The organism is Paracidovorax wautersii (assembly GCF_900113035.1).
Lineage (GTDB): Bacteria > Pseudomonadota > Gammaproteobacteria > Burkholderiales > Burkholderiaceae_C > Paracidovorax > Paracidovorax wautersii.
Map to the genome: position 1 here is coordinate 416,977 of NZ_FONX01000001.1, position 18,721 is coordinate 435,697.

An 18,721-nucleotide genomic window follows, 5' to 3' on the forward strand; every position below is an offset into this window, starting at 1 on the left:
GCGCAAGGCTACGGCGGCGGTTTCAGGGATCAGCTGTGGTTGGAACCGCGATCGGCGCTCAGCCCAGCGCCAGCCGCTCGCGCGCGGCCTGGTATTCGCGGCGCAGCTTCTCGACCAGTTCGCCCGCGCCGCTGATGCGGTCGATGGCGCCGATGCCCTGGCCGCAGCCCCAGATGTCCTTCCAGGCCTTCTTGGCGTCGCCGCCGAAGTTCATCTTGCTCGGGTCGGATTCGGGCAGGTGCTCCGGGTCCAGGCCAGCGGCACGGATCGAGGGCGCGAGGTAGTTGCCGTGCACGCCGGTGAAGAGGTTGCTGTAGACGATGTCGTCGGAGGTGCCATCGACGATGGCCTGCTTGTAGGCCTCCTGCGCGCGCGCCTCGTGCGTGGCGATGAAGGCCGAGCCGATGTAGGCGAAGTCGGCGCCCATGGCCTGCGCGGCCAGGATGGCGCCGCCCGAGGCGATGGAGCCCGACAGCGCCAGCGGGCCGTCGAACCATTGCCGGATCTCCTGGATCAGCGCGAACGGGCTCTTCACGCCCGCATGGCCGCCCGCGCCCGCCGCCACGGCGATCAGGCCGTCGGCGCCCTTCTCGATGGCCTTGTGGGCGAACTTGTTGTTGATGATGTCGTGCAGCACCACGCCGCCCCAGCCGTGCACGGCCTGGTTGACGTCCTCGCGCGCGCCCAGGGACGTGATGACGATCGGCACCTTGTACTTGGCGCAGACCTGCATGTCGTGCTCCAGCCGGTCGTTGCTCTTGTGCACGATCTGGTTGATGGCGAAGGGCGCGGCGGGGCTTTCGGGGTGGGCGCGGTCGTGCGCGGCCAGGGCCTCGGTGATCTCGGCCAGCCATTCGTCCAGCAGCTCGGCCGGGCGGGCGTTGAGCGCAGGCATGGAGCCGACGATGCCGGCCTTGCACTGGGCGATGACGAGCTGGGGATTGCTGATGATGAACAGCGGCGACCCGATGACGGGCAGCGAGAGCTTTTGCAGCACGGGCGGCAGGCGGGACATGGGGAGTCTCCTTCTATGAATAAAAAGCGGCTGTAGCGCTTATCCAGCCTGCGCTTACAGCTATTATTTTAATAGCAACCCGTCAGGCATAGCCAACGGCACAGGCCGTGGCGCGGCCGCTGAGGGCGATGTGCTCCATCAGAACGCTTCCAGCGCCAGTGCGGTCACGCTGGCCGCGCCTTCGACGATGGCGTCGCGCTGCGCGCCGGTGCGCACCAGCAGGTGGTCGGCATAGAAGCGCGCGGTGGCGATCTTGGCGCGCAGGAAGGCTTCGTCGCGGCCCTGCGGCAGCAGCGCCTGGGCCGCCAGCAGCGCCCGGCCCAGCTGCCAGCCGGCCATCAGGTTGCCGGCCAGCATCAGGTAGGGCACGCTGCCCGCGAAGACTGCGTTGGGGTCGGTCTTGGCGTGGGCCACGACGAAGTCCACCACCTGCAGGAAGGCTTCGCGCGCAGTCTTCAGGCGGCGGGCCACGGCCTGGGCGTCGGCCGTGCCGCTGGCGGCGAGTTCGGCCTCGGTCTTCTCGATCTGCGCGGCGATGGCTCGGGCCGTGCGGCCGCCATCGCGTGCCGTCTTGCGGCCCACCAGGTCGTTGGCCTGGATGGCGGTGGTGCCTTCGTAGATGGTCAGGATCTTCGCGTCGCGGTAGTGCTGCGCAGCGCCGGTCTCCTCGATGAAGCCCATGCCGCCGTGCACCTGCACGCCCAGGCTGGTCACTTCCAGGCTCATCTCGGTGCTGTAGCCCTTGACCAGCGGCACCATGAATTCGTAGAACGCGGCGTTGGCCTGGCGCACGTCCGCATCGGCATGGTGGTGCGATGCGTCGTAGGCGGCAGCGGCCGTGGCCGCCATGGCGCGGCAGCCCTCGGTCACGGCGCGCATGGTCATGAGCATGCGGCGCACGTCGGGGTGGTGGATGATGGGCGCGCTGCCGGGCAGGCTGCCGTCCACCGGGCGGCTCTGCACGCGGTCGCGGGCGTATTGCACGGCCTTCTGGTAGGCGCGCTCGGATACGGCGATGCCCTGCAGGCCCACCGCGTAGCGCGCGGCGTTCATCATGATGAACATGTATTCGAGGCCGCGGTTCTCCTCGCCCACCAGATAGCCCACCGCGCCGCCATGGTCGCCGAACTGCAGCACCGCCGTGGGCGAGGCCTTGATGCCCAGCTTGTGTTCGATGGAGACGCAATGCACGTCGTTGCGCTCGCCCAGGGAGCCGTCGGCATTCACCAGGAACTTGGGCACCACGAACAGGCTGATGCCCTTGACGCCCTCCGGCGCGCCGGCCACGCGGGCCAGCACCAGGTGGACGATGTTGGCGGCCATGTCGTGCTCGCCATAGGTGATGAAGATCTTGGTGCCGAAGACCTTGTAGCTGCCGTCACCCTGCGGCTCGGCCTTGGTGCGGACCAGGGCCAGGTCGCTGCCGGCCTGGGGCTCGGTCAGGTTCATGGTGCCGGTCCATTCGCCCGTGACCAGCTTTTCCAGATACGTGGCCTTGAGCTCGTCGCTGCCGGCGGTCAGCAGCGCCTCGATGGCGCCGTCGGTCAAGAGCGGGCACAGCGCGAAGCTCATGTTGGCGCTGTTGAGCATCTCGCTGCAGGCCGCGCCGATGGTCTTGGGCAGGCCCTGGCCGCCGAAGTCCACCGGGTGCTGCAGGCCCTGCCAGCCGCCTTCGGCGTACTGGCGGAAGGCGTCCTTGAAGCCGGGCGTGGTCGTGACGCGGCCGTCCTTGAAGCTGGACGGGTTGCGGTCGCCCTCCACGTTGAGCGGCGCCACCACGCCTTCGGTGAACTTGGCGCATTCATCGAGCACCGCCTGCGCGGTGTCCAGGCCGGCTTCCTCGAAGCCGGGCAGCTGGGCGACCTGGGCGATGCCGGCCAGGTGTTCGATGGCGAAAAGCATGTCCTTCACGGGGGCGACGTAGCTCATGGTTCTTGTCTCCGGGCAAAAATTGTCGAAAAAAAGGCATCGCGAACGATGCCTTGGTCAGCGCTGGCTGGAAGTCAAAGAGCCTTGACGAGCTCTGGGACGGCCGTGAACAGGTCGGCCTCCAGGCCGTAGTCGGCCACGCTGAAGATCGGCGCTTCGGGGTCCTTGTTGATCGCCACGATCACCTTGGAATCCTTCATGCCGGCCAGATGCTGGATGGCGCCCGAGATGCCGGCGGCGACGTAGAGCTGCGGCGCCACGATCTTGCCGGTCTGGCCCACCTGCAGGTCGTTGGGGGCGTAGCCCGCATCGACGGCAGCACGGCTCGCGCCGATGGCCGCGCCCAGCTTGTCGGCCAGGGGGGTCATCACCTCGTTGAACTTCTCGGCGCTGCCGAGGGCCCGGCCGCCCGAGACGATGATCTTGGCGGCGGTGAGCTCGGGGCGGTCGCTCTTGGTGACTTCGCGGCCGACGAAGCGGCTCTTGCCGGAATCGGCCGCGGCTGCGACCTTCTCGACGGCGGCCGAGCCACCCGTGGCGGCAGCGGCGTCGAAGCCGGTGGTGCGCACGGTGATGACCTTCACGCTGTCCACGCTCTGCACGGTGGCGATGGCGTTGCCGGCGTAGATGGGGCGCTCGAAGGTGTCGGGGCTGTCCACCTTGGTGATGTCGCTGATCTGGGCGACGTCGAGCTGGGCGGCCACGCGCGGCGCGGCGTTCTTGCCGCCGGCGGTGGCGGGAAAGAGGATGTGGCTGTAGTTGCCGGCGATGGCCAGCACCTGGGCGGCCACGTTCTCGGCCAGGCCGTCCTTGAGGCTTTCGCCGTCGGCCTGGATCACCTTGGAAACGCCGGCGATCTGTGCGGCGGCCTGTGCGGCGGCATCGGCGCCCTGGCCGGCCACGAGGACGTGGACGTCGCCGCCGCAGGCTGCGGCTGCGGTCACGGTGTTGAGCGTGGCGGGCTTGATGCTGGCGTTGTCGTGTTCAGCGATGACGAGTGCGGTCATGTTCGTGTTCTCCTGCGCTGGTTGTTCTTCAGATGACCTTGGCTTCGTTCTTGAGCTTGTCCACCAGGGTGGCCACGTCGGGCACCTTGATGCCTGCGCCGCGCTTGGGCGGCTCGGAGACCTTGAGCGTCTTCAGGCGCGGCGTGACATCGACGCCCAGGTCTTCGGGCTTGACGGTGTCGAGCGGCTTCTTCTTGGCCTTCATGATGTTGGGCAGCGTGACGTAGCGCGGCTCGTTCAGGCGCAGGTCGGTGGTGATCACGGCCGGCAGCGTGAGGGCCAGGGTTTCCAGGCCGCCATCGACTTCACGGGTGACGTTCACCGCATCGCCGCTCACCTCGACCTTGGAGGCGAAGGTGGCTTGCGGCAGGCCCGCCAGCGCGGCGAGCATCTGGCCGGTCTGGTTGGAGTCGTCGTCGATGGCCTGCTTGCCCAGGATGATCAGCTGGGGCTGTTCCTTGTCCACCAGGGCCTTGAGCAGCTTGGCGACGGCCAGGGGCTGCAGCTCCTGCGTGGTCTCGACCAGGATGCCCCGGTCGGCGCCGATGGCCATGGCCGTGCGCAGGGTTTCCTGGCACTTGGCGTCGCCGCAACTCACGGCGATGACCTCGGTCACCACGCCCTTTTCCTTCAGCCGCACGGCTTCTTCCACCGCGATTTCGTCGAAGGGGTTCATGCTCATCTTCACGTTGGCGATGTCCACACCCGTGCCATCCGACTTCACGCGGACCTTCACGTTGTAGTCCACCACACGCTTGACCGGGACCAAAACCTTCATTGCTGCGGCTCCTTCATTCTTGCTGGTTGAATTGACGTTACGTAAACCGGATTCATTCTATGTCCGGGCTCTCGCCCGGGCCGACCAGCGCGGCCCTCCAGGGCTTGGGGACAAAAAAGAACGATCGTGCTTTTTCTGGATTATAGCCCCGCATCCGCACGCTCAAGGTGTCGCCTGCGGCTCAGGGGGCGCGGGCTGCGCGGCCGGCCGGATCTGCACCACGCGCTGCGGATAGGGGATGTCGATGCCGGCCGCGCGCAGCCCGTCGAGGATGGCGATGTTGATGGCCGAGCGCAGGTTGACCGTGCCGGCGGAAGGGTCGCTCACCCAGAAGTTGAGGCTGAATTCCAGCCCGTCCGGCGCGAAGTTGACCAGGTAGGCCACCGGCACCGGGTCCTTCAGCACGCGCGGCTGGGCGGCCGCTGCCGCGCACAGGATCTGCTGCACCTGGGCCAACTCGCTGTCGTAGCCCACGGTGATGTTGGTGGTGATGTTGAACTTGCGGTCGGCATCCGAGAGGTTCTCCACCCGCTGGGTGATGAGGGTTTCGTTGGGCACGATGGATTCGCGCCCGTTGCCCGCGCGGATCAGCGTGTAGCGGGTCTTGATGTCGGTGATGCGGCCCTCGAAGCCATCGACGCGCACGTTGTCGCCGATGCGCAGCGAGCGCTCCAGCAGGATGACGAAGCCGCTCACGTAGTTGGAGGCCAGCTTCTGCAACCCGAAGCCCAGGCCCACACCCACCGCGCCGCCCAGCACCGAGAGCGCCGTCAGGTCCACTCCCACGGCCGAGAGCGCGAACAGCATGCCGATGAGCAGCAGCAGCGCGCGCGTGGCATTCACGGCCACCTTGCGCATCGACAGATCGGCCACCGCGTTGCTGAGCACGCGCCGCTCGAAGGTGGACGACACCCAGAGCGCGATCACCATCACCGCCGCGGCCGAGAGCACGCCCTGCAGCAGCATCAGCAGATTGGTCTGCGTCTTGCCGAAGCTGATACCGATGCCGGCCAGCTCCTCGCGCACGATGGGCAGCAGCCCGACGATCCAGAGCACCGCCACGCCCCAGGCCAGCCACGAGATCATGCGTTCGACCAGCCGCATGGCGGGCGAGCGCGGAAAGGCCGTGGCCAGCACGCGGGCGAAGAAGCGGATCAGCACCAGCGAACTCAGCACCGGCACCGCCACGCGCAGCACGAAGACCGGCTGGTAGTGCTCCACGCCCGCGCGGCCGGCATAGACCAGGGCCAGCGCCAGCAGCGGGAACATCAGCCCGTCGAAGGTGCGGCGGCCGAACCAGACCGAGTCGGGCGGCTGGTTGCGCCCCACGGCGCGGCTGACGCCGAAGGCCACGGCCAGGCAGGAGGCCAGCACGGCCAGTTCCAGCCAGGTGCTGGAGTGGTTGAAGTCGCGCAGCAGGCGGTCGAACAGCTCGCTCACGGCTGCGCCTTCCATGCGGGCGAGCGCTTTTCGGCGAAGGCGCGGGCGCCTTCCTGGGCGGCCTCGTCCATCATGTTCAGGGCCATGGCCTGGCCGGCCAGCTGGTAGGCGGCGTCCACGCCCAGCTCGCGCTGCTGATAGACCACGGCCTTGCCGATGGCGATGGCGGCGCGGGGCTTTTGCAGGATGGCGGCGACGAGCGATTCGACCTCGGCATCGAGCGCCTCGGGCGCCGCCACGCGGTTGACCAGGCCCTGGGCACGGGCCGTTTCGGCATCGATGAAGTCGCCCGTCAGCAGCATCTCCATGGCCTGCTTGGCGGGCAGGTTGCGCACCAGCGGCACGCTGGGCGTGGCGCAGAAGAGGCCGTAGTGGATGCCGCTGGTGGCAAAGCGCGCCGCGCTGCTCGCCACCGCCAGATCGCACTGCGCCACCAGCTGGCAGCCCGCCGCGGTGGCGATGCCCTGCACGCGCGCGATGACCGGCACCGGCAGGCGCTGGATGGCGAGCATCACGCGGCTGCACTGCGCGAAGAGCTTCTGGTAGTAGGCCTGCTCGGGCCGCTGCGCCATCGCCTTCAGGTCGTGGCCCGCGCAGAAGGCCTTGCCTTCGGCGGCCAGCACCACCACGCGGGCGCCCTCGTCGCGCGCCACGTCGTCCAGCGCCTGCTGCAGCGCGGCGAGCATCGGCTCGCCCAGCGCGTTGAAGCGGGCGGGGTCGGCCAGGGTCAGGGTGACGACGCCGCGGGCGTCGCGTTCGGTGCGCAGCGGGGCGCGGGTGGGGTCTTGCGGGGTGGCGGTCATGGCAGGCGGAGGGAAAGCCCCGCGTCCGCGCACGGCCGGCCGCGGGAGAGAAAGAGGGGTCAGAGATCGGCGAGCACGCGGATGTGCGCTTCGACGCTGCGCGCCAGCGGGTCCATCATGTAGCCGCCTTCCAGGCACGAGACGATGCGGCCCTTGCTGAAGCGCCGCGCCACGTCCTTGATGCGCTGGGTGATCCAGGTGTAGTCCTGCTCGGTGAGGCCGAGCTGGCCCATGTCGTCCTCGCGGTGGGCGTCGAAGCCGGCGGAGACAAAGATCATCTCGGGCTTGAAGGCCTCCAGGCGCGGGATCCAGAGCATCTCGACGATCTCGCGCACGTCCATGCCCTTGGTATAGGCTGCCACCGGCACGTTGAGCATGTTGGGCGCCGGGTCGGCGTCGCCGCTGAACGGGTAGAACGGGTGCTGGAAGATGCTGACCATGAGCGCGCGCGGGTCGCCCGAGAGGATGTCTTCGGTGCCGTTGCCGTGGTGCACGTCGAAGTCCACCACCGCCACGCGGTGCAGCTTGTAGCGCTCCAGCGCATAGCGCGCGGCCACGGCCACGTTGTTGAAGAAGCAAAAGCCCATGGCCTTGTTGCGCGTGGCATGGTGGCCCGGCGGGCGCACGCTGCAGAAGGCGTTCTCGATCTCGCCGGCCATCACCGCGTCGGTGGCGGCCAGGGCCGCGCCGGCGGCGCGCAGCGAGGCGTTCCAGGTGTGGGCGTTGATGGAGGTGTCGGGGTCGATCTGCGCATGGGCCGGGCCGCCGGCCTGCAGCTCTTCGACGAGCCGGTCGGTCATGCCGCGCAGCGAGGCCACGTACATGCGGTCGTGCGCCAGCTCGATGTCGGCCAGCGATGCCTGCGGCGCCTCGAAGCGCTCCAGCGCGTCGGCCACGCCGGTGACGAGCAGACGGTCCTCGATCGCGTCGAGCCGCGCCGGGCATTCCGGATGGCCCGCACCCATCTCGTGCTTCCAGCAGTCGCGGTGGGTGAAATAGCCCGTCTTGCTCACAGTCATTGCCTGTCCCCAAACTTTTTCGGATAACGTCCGGCCATGCATGCACAGCCCAAGATCCAGTCGCTTTTGAACCAGCTTAACACGGTGATTGTGGGCAAAAAGGCGCAGGTCCAGGACTGCGTGGCCTGCCTGCTGGCGGGTGGGCATCTGCTGATCGAGGACGTGCCCGGCGTGGGCAAGACCACCCTGGCGCATGCCCTGGCGCGCACCTTCGGGCTGCAGTTCTCGCGCGTGCAGTTCACCGCCGACCTGATGCCCAGCGACCTCACGGGCGTGTCGGTCTATGAGCGCGGCCGCGAGTCCTTCGTGTTCCACCCGGGCCCGGTCTTCGCGCAAGTGCTGCTGGCCGACGAGATCAACCGCGCCAGCCCCAAGACGCAGAGCGCGCTGCTCGAAGCCATGGAGGAAAAGCAGGTCTCGGTGGAAGGCGAAACGCGCTCCCTGCCCCACCCCTTCTTCGTGATCGCCACGCAGAACCCGCACGACCAGCTGGGCACCTTCGCGCTGCCCGAGTCGCAGCTGGACCGCTTCCTCATGCGCATCTCCATCGGCTACCCCGACCGCGCCGCCGAACGCCTGCTGCTGGCGGGCAGCGACCGGCGCGACCTGGTCGATTCGCTGCTGCCGCTCCTCTCGCAGGACGAACTGGCCGGGCTGCAGCGCCAGGTGCTGGCCGTGCACGCGGCCGAGCCGCTGCTGAACTACGTGCAGGACCTGATCGCCGCCACCCGCTCTGGCCGCTGGTTCCTGCAGGGCCTCTCGCCGCGCGCCGGCATCGCGCTGATCCGCGCGGCCAAGGCGCAGGCGCTGATCGCCGGGCGCGACTACGTGGCGCCCGACGACGTGCAGGCCGTGCTGCCGCAGACCATCGCCCACCGCCTCGTCCCCGTGGGCGATGCCGGCCGGGGCGCGGCCGAGCAGGTGCGCGCCATGGCCCAGGCCGTGCCGCTGCCCTGAAAGCGCCGGCGTGAGCGAACCCGCCCAGCCCGCCGCCCCCACGCCGGGCCATCGCCCCGGCCTGCTGGCGCCCGCCAGGCGCCGCTGGCAGCGCTGGTGGCTTTCGCGCCTGCCGCGCAGCGACACGGCCGAGCTCACGCAGCGCAACGTCTATATCCTGCCCACCGGCGCGGGCTGGATGCTGGCCGCCACGCTGCTGGTGCTGCTGGTGGCGTCCATCAACTTCCAGCTCAACCTGGGCTATCTGCTCACCTTCCTGCTGGCCGGCAGCGCGGTCGCGGGCATGCATGTGGGCCACGGCACGCTGCGCGGGCTGTCGCTGCGCCTGAGCCCGCCGGAGCCGCAGTTCCTGGGCGGCGGCGCCACGCTGCAGGTGCAGCTCTCCAGCACCCGCACGGCGCCGCGCCACGGCATCGCGCTGGCCCTGCACGGCAGCGGGCAATGGGTGTGGACCGACGTGCCCGGCGCGGGCAGCGCCACCGTGCAGGTGGCCTTCCAGCCGCATCGGCGCGGCCTGCACGAGGTGCCCGCGCTCACGGCGGAAACGCGCTTTCCGCTGGGCGCCTTCCGCGTCTGGACGATCTGGCGGCCCGCCGCGCAGCTGCTGGTCTATCCGCAGCCGGAGCTGCCCCCGCCGCCGCTGCCCGCGGGCGAGCCCCAGGCCGGCGGCGCCGGCAGCGCGCCGGCCCAGGGCATCGGCGAATTCGACGGCGTGCGGGCCTACCGGCGCGGCGACCCGCTCAAGCTGGTGGTCTGGAAGAAGGCCGCCCAGGCGCTGGCCGCCGGCACCGACGGCCTGGTGAGCCGCGACGCACAGCAGGCCCAGCGCCAGGCGTTGTGGCTCGACCCCGCCCTCACCAGCCTGGCCGACCCGGAGGGGCGCCTCTCGCGCCTGGCGGCCTGGGTCATCCAGGCCGACCGCCTGGGCGTGGAATACGGCCTGCGGCTGCCCGGCGTGGAGATCGCGCCCGACACCGGCGCCGCCCACCGCCACCGCTGCCTGGAGGCGCTGGCGCTGTCATGAAAACGCCCTACCCCATGGCCTTTTCCGCCCGCAGCCCTTGCAGATCGAGCGCATGCAGCTATCTTTTCGATAGCAATCTGCACCCGGGAGGCCACCCGTGAACCTGCGCCGGACCCTGGCCAGCCTGCCCCGCGATGCGCGGGACACGCTGTTCCTGCTGGCCGTCATCGCCTGGGTGATCGCGCCGCAGGTGCCCTACCTGCCCGGCTGGACCAGCGCCTTCGCCGCCGCCGTCCTGCTCTGGCGCGGCACGCTCACCTGGCAGGGCCGGCCCCTGCCCGGGCGCTGGCTGACGGGCGCGCTGCTGGTGCTGGCCGTGGGGCTCACGCTGGCCACCTTCCGCACCATCGTCGGGCGCGAGGCGGGCGTGACGCTCATCGTGGTGCTGCTCGCGCTCAAGACGCTGGAGCTGCGCGCGCGGCGCGACGCCATGGTGGTCTTCTTCCTGGGCTTCTTCACGCTGCTCAGCTGTTTCTTCGTCACGCAGTCGCTCGCCACGGCGGCGGCCATGCTGGTCGCGCTGCTGGGCCTGCTCACGGCGCTGGTCAACGCGCACCTGCCGGTGGGCCGGCCGCCGCTGGCGCTGTCGCTGCGCATGGCGGCGCGGCTCATGCTGCTGGGCGCGCCGGTGATGCTGGCGCTCTTCCTGCTCTTCCCGCGCATGGCGCCGCTCTGGGGCATGCCGGCCGACGAGGCGCGCGGGCGCAGCGGCCTCTCCGACGACATGGAGATCGGCCAGGTCACCCGCCTGGCGCTGGACGAGGGCGTGGCGCTGCGCGTGCGCTTCGACACGCCCGGCGGCCGGCCGCCGCCGCAGAACCAGCTCTACTTCCGCGGCCCGGTGCTCAGCGTGTTCGACGGGCGCCACTGGCGGGCCCTGGGCGCGCCCTCCTCCGGCGGCACGCTGGACCCGCCGCCCGCGCCCGCCCAGCTGCAGGTACAGGGCGATGCCGTGCGCTACGAAGCCCTAATCGAACCCCACCGCCGCCGCTGGCTGCTGGCGCTGGACGCCACCCAGCAGCCGCCCGAGCTGCCCGCCGGCATGCGCGCCCTCATGTCGCCCGATCTCAGCTGGCAGGCCAGCCGCCCCATCGCCGAGGTGCTGCGCTACCGCGCCGAAAGCCATCTGCGCTTCAGCCACGGCCCGCTGCAGCGCACCCGCCAGCTGCAGCCCTACCTGCAGCTGCCGCCGGGCCTGAACCCGCGCACGCTGGCCCTGGCCGCCCAGATGCGCGCCGACCCGGCCCTGTCGGCAGGCGGCACGCCGGCCTATGTTCAGGCCGTGCTCGACCGCCTGCGCACCGGCGGCTACACCTACACGCTGGAGCCGGGCGTCTATGGCGAGCACACGGCCGACGCCTTCTGGTTCGACGTGAAGGCGGGCTTCTGCGAGCACATCGCCTCGGCCTTCGTCGTGCTGATGCGGGCGCTGGACGTGCCGGCGCGCATCGTCACCGGCTACCAGGGGGGCGAGTTCAACGGCTTCGACGACGCCTGGACGGTGCGCCAGAGCGACGCCCATGCCTGGGCCGAGGTCTGGCAGGCCGGCACCGGCTGGGTGCGCGTGGACCCGACGGGCGCCGTCTCGCCCGGGCGCATCGGCGCGCTGCAGCGGCTGCAGGCGCCGCGCGGCGTGTTCGGCAACGCCATGGACGCGGTGATCGCCCCCAGCATGGTGCAGACCCTGCGCGCCGCCTGGGACGCCGTCAACACCCGCTGGAACCAGTGGGTGCTCAACTACACGCAGGACCGCCAGTTCGACCTGCTGCGCGCCCTGGGCGTGCGCTCGCCCGACTGGCAGGACCTGGGCCGCCTGCTGGCCGGCCTGATGGCCGCCGCGGCGCTGGGCGGCGCGGCCTGGGCCGGCTGGCGCCGCCGCCGGCACGACCCCTGGCTGCGCCTGCTGGAGCGCGCCCGCCACCGCCTGGCCCGCGCCGGCCTGCCCCTGCCCGCCCACCTGCCGCCCCGGGCCCTGGCCGAGCGCGCCCGCGCGCACTTCGGCCCCGCGGCCGACGACTGCGCCGACTGGCTGCTGCGCATGGAAAATGCCCGCTACGCCGCCTATCCCGCCGAGACGCTGGCCGACCTGCAGCGCCGCCTGCGCGGCCTGCGCTGGCCTGCCGCCCGGCCACCCACCTCGCGCTGACCGAAACCGCCGAACCCGCGCCCGCTCAATGACCGCCGACTTCGCCCGACTTTCCCGATCCTCCCGTATCGCTACGCTTTTCATAGCAGCCTGCGCGCTCTCCATCAGCGCTGCAGCCCAGAATCACCCGCAATCCACGCCGAAGAAGAAAAAGACGGCCGCCTCCGCAGCCGCAGCCAAGGCCCAGCCCGCCCCCGTGTTCTACGCCGACCGGGCCGACGCCATGGCTCTCGCCGACGACATCGCCGCCCGCCGCAACCTGGACCGCGAATGGGTGCGCCAGGCCATCGGCCAGGCCCGGCTGCTGCCGCAGGTGCCGCGCCTCATGCTGCCGCCGGCCGCGGGCAAGACGGCCAAGAACTGGCGCGCCTACCGCGGCCGCTTCGTCGAGCCGGTGCGCATCCGCGCCGGGCTGCGCTTCTGGCAGGAGAACGCCGAGACCCTGGCCCGCGCCGAGCGCGAATACGGCGTGCCGGCCGAAATCATCGTCGGCATCATCGGTGTGGAGACCATCTACGGCCAGCAGATGGGCAGCTTCCGCGTGATCGACGCGCTCGCCACGCTGTCGTTCGACTTCCCCGACGCCCACCCGCGCGCCGCCGAACGCAGGGCCTTCTTCCGCGGCGAGCTGGAACAGTTCCTGAGCCTCATGGACCGCACCGGCACCGACCCGCTCACGCCGCGCGGCAGCTACGCGGGCGCCATGGGCCTGGGCCAGTTCATGCCTTCGAGCTGGGTGCGCTATGCGGTGGACTACGACGGCGACGGCCGCATCGACCTCTGGAACAGCCCGGCGGACGCGATCGGCTCGGTCGCCAACTACTTCAAGGGCCACGGCTGGAAGACCGGCATGCCGGTGTGGTTCGACGTGCGATTCGACGCCGAACGGCTGCAGTTGCCCGAGCTGCTGGCGCCCGACATCCTGCCCACCTTCAGCGCCGCACGCATGGCCGAACTCGGCGCCCAGCCCCTGGGCGCGGGCGCCGCGCACGCCGGCCCCCTGGCGCTGGTGGAGCTGCAGAACGGCGGCGACGTGCCCACCTACATCGCCGGCACCGAGAACTTCTACGCCATCACGCGCTACAACTGGTCGAGCTACTACGCCCTGGCCGTGGACACGCTGGGGCGCGAGGTGGCGGCGGCGCGCGCCCGCTAGCGCGCCATCGCCCTACGATGTGAAAAGGCCCCGCCTTCCGGGCAAGGAAGGCAGGGCCCAAGGGAGCGCCCTGAGCGCGCACAGCGCAGCGCTTACTGCGGCATCTTGTAGCTGGTCAGCGCCTGCGGGAACTTGATGAGCCAGAGGCGCACCGGGCGCTCGCTGGCCACGCCCGGCGCCACGCGCGCACCGGCCGTGCCGGCGGGGCAGCCCGCGACGATCTGGCCCTGGGCGTTCACGGTGCAGTCTTCCAGGCTGCCGGCCACTTCCTTGCCGTTGGCATCCACCAGGATGGAGCGCAGGCCGAAGTCGTTGTCGTTCATCAGCGCCACGGTGTTGGCGTCCACCACCGCCAGGCCCTCGGCCTTCTCGGCGACCCAGCCGGCGGCGTTCAGATCCAGCAGCCGGGTCTTGCGCAGGGTGACGACGGTGGAGAAGTCGGCGCCGTTGACGGCCTTGCCGGACATGCTGCTCTTTTCCAGGTCGCTGCCCCAGGCGGTGATGTCGGTGGCGTTGGTGGGGATCTCGATCAGCACCAGCCAGTTGAAGACCTTGCCGTCGGGCCCGGCGCCCTGCTCCACCGCCATGAAGCGGCTGCCGCCCAGCCAGGCCAGATCGCCCATCTTGGCGTTGCCGGTCTTGCCGTCCTTGTAGAGGGCCGCATCCACCGGCAGGGCGTAGAGCCGGCTCGTTTCCGTGGCCGGATCGAACGCCACCCAGCGCAGGAAGCGGGCGTAGTTCTGCACCTTCTCGCTCTTGCCGGTGGCCGCCAGCGTGGCCTTGCCGTCGTCGATGGGGCTTTGCAAAAAGCCGTGCAGCACGCCGCTGCTCTTGTCCAGGGTGAGGCCTTCCATTCCCCGGTTGGCGCGGCGCTTGGAGAGCACCAGCGGCAGGTCGGCCGCACCCGTGCCGGGCTGGTACTTCTTCAGGATGCGGCCGGTGGCCGGGTCCACCTTCGCGATGAAGGGGCCGTATTCGTCGGAGATCCAGAGCGCCTTGCGCGCCTCGTCCACCACCACCGATTCGGGGTCGATGCCGTTGGCGTCGAAGCCGGCCTTGGCGGCGTCATAGACCAGCCTGTCGGTCAGCGGGGTTTCCATGGTGGCGCCCACGCCGCTTTGCAGCGGCCGGCCGCTGGCCTTGACCGTGTCGCTCACCGACAGCGGCGTGAGCGACTGCAGCACGGCTCCGCCCTTGCCCACGCTGAAGAGGCCCAGCGAGGGCACGAAGCTCGGCGCCGGGAAGACCTTGCTGGCGCCGGTCTTCGTGGTGTCGGCCGGGGTGGGCGCGGTGGGGCCGTCGCCGTTGGGGCCGCGGTCGGTCACGCCGTAGAACTGCAGCGAGCCATCGGCCGCGCGGCCCTTGAAGGCCAGGCCCGAGCCGGCTGCCGGGTAGAAGCCCTGCGGAAAATCGCGCTTGACGGCCGCGTTGTCGCCTTCGTAGGGCACGAAGAACCTCGCATCGGCCTGCACCACGTACTTGGTGTATTGCACGGCGCCGGCCACGCCGTCGGCCACGGTGCTGGTGATGGGCTTGGCCAGCGCCGTGGCCAGGGTGTTCTCGAAATGCTCGCGCGCCAGCTGGCGGGCCGTGCCGCTGGTGTCGCGCAGGTTGTAGGGCAGGCCCCGGGCATCGTTGGCTGCGGGCAGCAGCGCGGCCAGCGCCGAGCCGAAGGCATCGCCGGCCTGCGCCAGGTCGATGGACTTGCCGGCCAGCGCCTGCGCCGAGGCCGCGGTGATGCGGATGCCATTGGCGGGGTCGCCGTCCTCGTCCAGGCTCTGCAGCAATTGCAGGCGGTTGACGACCTTGGCATCGGTGCTGTCGGCCGTGCCCGCCAGATCCAGCGGCGTGAGAACGCTGCCGCAGGCGGCCTGGCCCAGCGCCACGCCGCCCAGCGAGAACGCCACCGTCTCGCCCTGCACGCAGCTGAACTGGCCCTGGGCATCGGTGGTGCCCGAGCCGCTGGCCGCGCGGTAGGCCAGGCCTTCGACGGCCGAATCGAGGAAGGTGCCGTTCATGCGCACGGTGGCCGAGCCACCGCCCGAGCCGCCCGAGCCACCACCGCCGCCGCTGCCGCCATTGCCGGCGGGCGGCGTGGCCGCCGAGGCGCTCGAATCGCCATCGCCCCCACCGCAACCGGCCAGGGAGAACGCGCCGGCCAGGGCCAGCGCGACGAGGGTGGGCTTGAAAAGGGGAAGGGGTCGTGCCATGGGAATGCCGCAGAGTGAAGGGGGAGGGATGCCGAAAGGAGTGCCAAAGGCCGCCCGCAGGCTGCGCCGGCCGTAGCGCCCGGCTATCCGTCCGGGCGTGACGATTGCAAAACACCTTCGTGTCAGCGTGATGACGCTTTCACTTCTCCCGGATTCCTCCGCATTCCCGCCCCGGCCCTGCGCTGGCCGCCGGCGGCCTCAGGGCCGCTGCATGCGGCAGGTGAACGGCTGCTCGGCCTTGTCGGCCGCGATCTGCCGCACCACGCGAAAGCCGTAGCCCGAGCCTTCGACGTCGAACTTCACGCCCGGCGCGCCCAGGCGGTCCATCACGCCCACCACCAGCGGCTGCTGGAACTGGTGGTCGCCCGCGCGCATGTGGCCGGACTGGCCCGCCAGCTGCACCTGGGCGGTTTCGAGCTGCCGCGCCACAGCCAGCGCATCGGTGCTGCCGGCGCGGGCCATGGACTGGGCCAGCGCCTCGACCATGAGCTGCATGCGCATGTGGACGTAGTCGTCGGCGGGCTTGGGAAAGCGCTGGCGGAAAGCGCGGTAGAAGGCCTCGCTCTGCGCGGTGGGCAGATTGGGCAGCCAGTCGGCCACGGCCACCACCTTGCCCACGCCGGCATCGCCCAGCGCGGCGGGCGCGCCCAGGGCGTTGCCGTAGAAGGTGTAGAACATGCCGTCGTAGCCCACCTCGCGCGCGGCCTTGACCAGCAGGGTCAGGTCGTTGCCCCAGTTGCCGGTGATGACGGCCTGCGCGCCGCTGGCCTTGATCTTCACGGCGTAGGGCGCGAAGTCCTTCACGCGGCCCACGGGGTGCAGCTCTTGGCCGGCCACGGCCACGTCGGGGCGCTGCGCGGCGAGCTGGCGCTTCGCCTCGCGCAGCACGGCCTGGCCGAAGCTGTAGTCCTGCCCGATCAGGTAGGCGCGGGTGAGGGAGCGGTCGTCACGCACCACCTCCATCAGCGCGGCCATGCGCATATCGGCATGCGCGTCGAAGCGGAAATGCCAGAAGCTGCATTTCTCGTTGGTGAGGATGGGGTCCACCGCCGAGTAGTTGAGAAACACCACGCGCCGCGACGGATCGCGTTCGTTGTGCTTGTTGATGGCCTCGATCAGCACCGCCGCGGTGGCCGAGGAGTTGCCCTGCATCACGAAGCGGGCCCCGTCGTCGATGGCCGAGCGCAGCGCCGAAAGCGCCTCCTCGTTCTGGCCTTTGCTGTCGTAGCGGTTCACCGCCAGCGGCCGGGCGCCGCCGGGCAGCGGCACGCCGCCGCGCGCGTTCACGCGCTCCGTGGCCCAGAGCACGTTGCGGAAGACCGCCTCGCCGGTATTGGCGAAGGGGCCCGAGAGGCTTTCGATCAGCGCGAGCGGAATGGGCGCGGCAGCGGGCTGGGCGGCTCGGGCCAGGCCCCCTGCGGCGGCCGAGAGCGCGGCGAGGGCGCCGGCCTGGCAGGCACGGCGACGCGAGAAAAGAGTCATGGAAGGCACACCGGATACGGCAAGGAACGGAAAAGGCCGCCGCCCGCGCATGCGGTGATGCGGGGCGCCGGCCCGTGAAAAAGCGGCGCAGTGTAGCCGCGCGGGGTCAGGGGCGTGCCGCGCCGCTGGCCGACACCGCGGCGGCGTCATCGCCGGATGCGGAGAAATCGGCCCGCAAGGTGGCGTCGGCCAGGGCGGGCAGCGGCAGGTCGGCGGTGCTGTCCGCGCTGGCAGCACTGGCCGCGCTGGCGTTGGCTGCCGAGCCCGCAGCGCCTTGGGCGGCCGGCGCGGCAGCCGCGGCCGAGGCAGAAGCCGCCGGCGCCGCTGCAGGCTCGGCGGCCCCGGTCGGGCCTGCGGGCGTGCCGGGTCGAACGGCCGGCTGTACGGCGGGCTGCACGGGCTGGGCCGCCGGCAGGGCCCGTTCCTCGATCTGCGACTGGGGCTTGACCAGCATGGGCGTGGCGCTTTCCGGCGCGGGCGCGGCCGGGGGCTGCACGAAGCGGCCGAACAGCTCGAAGAAACGCTCGTAGAAGCGCTTGTCGGTCACCGTCTCGCTGCCCACCTTGACGAGGGTGTCGTCCGATGCGGACACGGGCAGCGACAGCGAGCCCAGCGCGCCCACGCCCAGCGAGGCGGAGTTGTTGATCTTCTTGATGACGTAGCGGTCCTGCAGCGCGCTGGCGAAGGCCGCCGTGTGCTTGCCGTCCGCCCCCTCCGGGGCGCAGACCACGCGCATCTCCACTTCGTAGTGGATGTCGGTGGAGGGCTGGAAATACTTGCGCCCCGCCACCATGTCATCGGTGGCGGTGTTCACCAGGTAGCCCTGGCTCAGCAGCGCGCGCCGGGCCGCCTCGCAGACCTGGGCCTTGGGCGCGTTGATGTGGCGGGTGTGGACGTTGATGCTCTCGAAATCGTCCGGATCGAACCGGGCTGCGCCGGCCAGGCCGGGCATCGAATCGGACACCGTGGTACAGCCCGCCAGCACCGTGCAGACGAGGGCGGCCAGGGCCGTGCCGCCGATGGACAGGGCGTGACGGGGACGAAGCGTGAGGTTCATGGGCATGGGTTCCAGTCGAATCGAGCATTGTGCCGACGCGCAGGTCACCACTGCGTCAACAGGCTCTCAGAGTCCCGCGGCCATGCGGGGTTCAACCCACGGCCAGGGTGCTGGTGGCGAGGGCTGAAAAAAAGGCTCTTGAAATGCAAAAACACGGTCGCATGTTCGATCCAAGCGGAAGGCAAGTTCAGGCAAAAGATGCCAAGAACACCCAAGCTCCGCCAAACCCAACCAACTGGAGTCAACATGCTTTTCACCCCCGTCATCCGCCGCGCTTCGTTCCAATCGCCCCGTGCCGCCGATCTGTCGCTGCAGCGCTTCCTGCAGAGCACCCTGGCCGCGCCCCAGCAGCCGGGCACCCAGGTCTCGCAGGACGACAAGACCGTGACCCTGCAGCTCGACGTGCCGGGCCTCTCGCGCGAGCAGCTCTCCATCACCATCGAAGGCCATCAGGTGCGCCTGGCCAGCGTGGAGGGCGCCCCGCGCCAGGTGCAGCGCGCCTGGGAACTGGCCGACGAGATCGACGCAGCCGGCAGCTCCGCCAAGCTGGAAAACGGCGTGCTCACGCTGGTGCTGGCCAAGGTGGTGCCCGTGAGCCGCGCCCAGCAGCTGACCATTGCCTGAGCGCCTGCGGGCATTCCCCGAGAAAGGTGGCTTCGGCCACCTTTTTTCGTGGCCGCGCAGGCCATGCGCCATGC

At 70.5% G+C, this 18,721-nt stretch carries 15 protein-coding genes; 5 read left to right on the plus strand and 10 right to left on the minus strand.

The annotated features are described in order from the left end of the window. Nucleotides 1–58: 58 nt before the first annotated feature. The 7 genes from BM070_RS01775 to BM070_RS01805 form a co-directional block, all read right to left on the minus strand. A complete protein-coding gene (locus BM070_RS01775) occupies nt 59–1,015 on the minus strand; it encodes an NAD(P)H-dependent flavin oxidoreductase (RefSeq protein ID WP_092936977.1) in 957 nt (318 codons plus the stop codon). A gap of 138 nt (nt 1,016–1,153) precedes the next feature. After that, nucleotides 1,154–2,944, minus strand: coding sequence for an acyl-CoA dehydrogenase (locus BM070_RS01780; protein ID WP_092936979.1), 1,791 nt, complete (start codon nt 2,942–2,944; stop codon nt 1,154–1,156). 74 nt (nt 2,945–3,018) lie between these two features. Continuing rightward, the gene (locus BM070_RS01785) at nt 3,019–3,951 is read right to left on the minus strand and encodes an electron transfer flavoprotein subunit alpha/FixB family protein (RefSeq protein WP_092936981.1); all 933 of its coding nucleotides are present in this window, start codon (nt 3,949–3,951) and stop codon (nt 3,019–3,021) included. Between the two features lie 28 nt (nt 3,952–3,979). Then, nucleotides 3,980–4,729: an electron transfer flavoprotein subunit beta/FixA family protein gene (locus BM070_RS01790; RefSeq protein ID WP_092936983.1), complete on the minus strand. Its 750-nt coding sequence runs from the start codon at nt 4,727–4,729 to the stop codon at nt 3,980–3,982. Between the two features lie 162 nt (nt 4,730–4,891). Further along, nucleotides 4,892–6,184 carry a mechanosensitive ion channel family protein gene (locus BM070_RS01795; RefSeq protein WP_092936985.1) on the minus strand — a complete coding sequence of 431 codons (1,293 nt, stop codon included), beginning with the start codon at nt 6,182–6,184 and terminating at the stop codon, nt 4,892–4,894. Next, nucleotides 6,166–6,972 carry an enoyl-CoA hydratase gene (locus BM070_RS01800; RefSeq protein ID WP_092936987.1) on the minus strand — a complete coding sequence of 269 codons (807 nt, stop codon included), beginning with the start codon at nt 6,970–6,972 and terminating at the stop codon, nt 6,166–6,168. Before BM070_RS01800 ends, BM070_RS01795 begins: the two co-directional genes overlap by 19 nt. Nucleotides 6,973–7,031: 59 nt before the next feature. Continuing rightward, entirely contained in the window at nt 7,032–7,991 is a 960-nt protein-coding gene (locus BM070_RS01805) for a histone deacetylase family protein (RefSeq protein ID WP_092936989.1), read from the minus strand. Between the two features lie 36 nt (nt 7,992–8,027). Here BM070_RS01805 and BM070_RS01810 point away from each other — a divergent pair, with 36 nt between their 5' ends. The 4 genes from BM070_RS01810 (at nt 8,028) to mltB (ending at nt 13,274) form a co-directional block, all read left to right on the plus strand. Then, nucleotides 8,028–8,948, plus strand: a complete 921-nt coding sequence (locus BM070_RS01810; protein ID WP_092936991.1) for an AAA family ATPase — start codon at nt 8,028–8,030, stop codon at nt 8,946–8,948. Nucleotides 8,949–8,958: 10 nt separating this feature from the next. After that, the gene (locus BM070_RS01815; protein ID WP_434803156.1) at nt 8,959–9,972 is read left to right on the plus strand and encodes a DUF58 domain-containing protein; all 1,014 of its coding nucleotides are present in this window, start codon (nt 8,959–8,961) and stop codon (nt 9,970–9,972) included. Nucleotides 9,973–10,069: 97 nt separating this feature from the next. After that, nucleotides 10,070–12,118, plus strand: coding sequence for a transglutaminase TgpA family protein (locus tag BM070_RS01820; protein ID WP_092936995.1), 2,049 nt, complete (start codon nt 10,070–10,072; stop codon nt 12,116–12,118). A gap of 28 nt (nt 12,119–12,146) precedes the next feature. Next, nucleotides 12,147–13,274, plus strand: a complete 1,128-nt coding sequence (gene mltB / locus BM070_RS01825; RefSeq protein WP_092936997.1) for a lytic murein transglycosylase B — start codon at nt 12,147–12,149, stop codon at nt 13,272–13,274. 92 nt (nt 13,275–13,366) lie between these two features. Here mltB and BM070_RS01830 read toward each other — a convergent pair whose 3' ends face one another. The 3 genes from BM070_RS01830 to BM070_RS01840 all read right to left on the minus strand — a co-directional run bounded on the left by BM070_RS01830 (nt 13,367) and on the right by BM070_RS01840 (nt 18,023). Then, nucleotides 13,367–15,484: an esterase-like activity of phytase family protein gene (locus BM070_RS01830; protein WP_092936999.1), complete on the minus strand. Its 2,118-nt coding sequence runs from the start codon at nt 15,482–15,484 to the stop codon at nt 13,367–13,369. Nucleotides 15,485–15,682: 198 nt separating this feature from the next. Further along, nucleotides 15,683–16,966, minus strand: coding sequence for a branched-chain amino acid ABC transporter substrate-binding protein (locus tag BM070_RS01835; RefSeq protein WP_092937001.1), 1,284 nt, complete (start codon nt 16,964–16,966; stop codon nt 15,683–15,685). A 106-nt stretch (nt 16,967–17,072) separates the two neighbouring features. Further along, the gene (locus BM070_RS01840) at nt 17,073–18,023 is read right to left on the minus strand and encodes a DUF2242 domain-containing protein (protein WP_245785065.1); all 951 of its coding nucleotides are present in this window, start codon (nt 18,021–18,023) and stop codon (nt 17,073–17,075) included. Nucleotides 18,024–18,269: 246 nt separating this feature from the next. On the opposite strand from BM070_RS01840, the gene BM070_RS01845 reads away from it, so the two are divergent. After that, a complete protein-coding gene (locus tag BM070_RS01845) occupies nt 18,270–18,647 on the plus strand; it encodes an Hsp20/alpha crystallin family protein (protein ID WP_092937005.1) in 378 nt (125 codons plus the stop codon). The last annotated feature ends 74 nt before the right edge of the window (nt 18,648–18,721 follow it).